At 50.1% G+C, this 1,148-nt stretch carries 1 protein-coding gene; it reads left to right on the top strand.

The genetic code is table 11. From position 1 onward, the window contains the following. Positions 1-230 precede the first annotated feature (230 nt). A partial coding sequence (locus tag JQM68_RS13585) for a transposase (protein ID WP_235223556.1) occupies positions 231-1,148 on the top strand: 918 nt, incomplete at its 3' end.

The raw sequence follows: 1,148 nt of genomic DNA, 5'->3' as shown, positions 1-1,148 counted from the left end.
GCAAATCTTTTCGGGCCCCTTAAGGGGCTTTGTCCGTATAAAGCCCTTATAGGGCTTACTCAAGCCTCCGGCTTAGCCGTAATCTCATTAAGATAAGCAACAGACCAGACTGTACGCAAGGCGGTCTGGTCTGTGTTTGCAAATAATTGAAAAAAGTCACAAAAAACACTTGACAAAACGGAAAAAATCGGCGGCTACGCCTTGAGAGCAATTTCAAGGAGGTTACGCCGATGAGGAACTACCCAAACGCCCTGAAAAGAAAACTTCTGGATACCATATGCCAAATGCGGGAGGAACTGTCAAAATACACGACCGATCCCAAACGGGATTTCACACGGAACCGAAAGCTGCCCTTTGAAATGCTGTGCAGGACGATACTCTCCATGAGCGGACAAAGCCTGAATGTGGAACTGCAGCGGCAGTTTCACTATGATCCGACAGCGGCAACTACATCGGCCTTCGTTCAGCAGCGGGGAAAGCTCCTTCCGGCGGTCTTTGAAGAAATCTTACGCCGGTTTACTTGCCAAAACCGTCCCATACGAAGGTGGAACGGGTACACACTGCTGGCGGTGGATGGTTCCCATGTGCAGATTCCAAGCAACATTCACGACGAGGCAACCTATTTTAACAGCACTAAGGACGGACGCGGATACAACCTGCTACATTTAAATGCTCTGTACGACTTGGAAAGTCAACTCTATCTGGACGCCGTCATACAAGACGGCCGGGAGGAGCACGAATCTCGGGCTCTTGTGGAATTGGTGGACCGGTTGGAACTCACAGAACCGGTCATTCTCATAGCAGACCGCGGCTATGAGGCGTACAACAACATGGCGCACATAGAGCAGAAGGGCTGGAAATATCTGATCCGCGTAAAAGACAAGCAGGGCATACTTTCAGGGCTTAAGCTGCCTGATGCACTGGAATTTGACGCGGTTTTCAGTTATTCCCTGTCCAAACGCCTCACAAACCGTATCCGCCAGGAACCTCAGAAGTACCGCTGGATCCCCAGCAAGGTTCATTTCGACTATATCAAGGACGCAAGTGATGCGTTGTATCCGATCTCCTTGGCCCGGTGTAAAATTTTGTGTAAGCGATTTTCGACAAAGTCAAGAATGGCGCTGGAAAGCAGGGCGGATTCTGGCCTG

Origin of the sequence: Oscillibacter valericigenes, from assembly GCF_021531435.1 — a bacterium.
In the GTDB taxonomy this organism is placed as follows: Bacteria; Bacillota; Clostridia; order Oscillospirales; family Oscillospiraceae; genus Oscillibacter; species Oscillibacter valericigenes_B.
The sequence above is the reverse complement of the archived record's forward strand: the minus strand, read 5'-3'. Positions and strand labels throughout refer to the sequence as shown.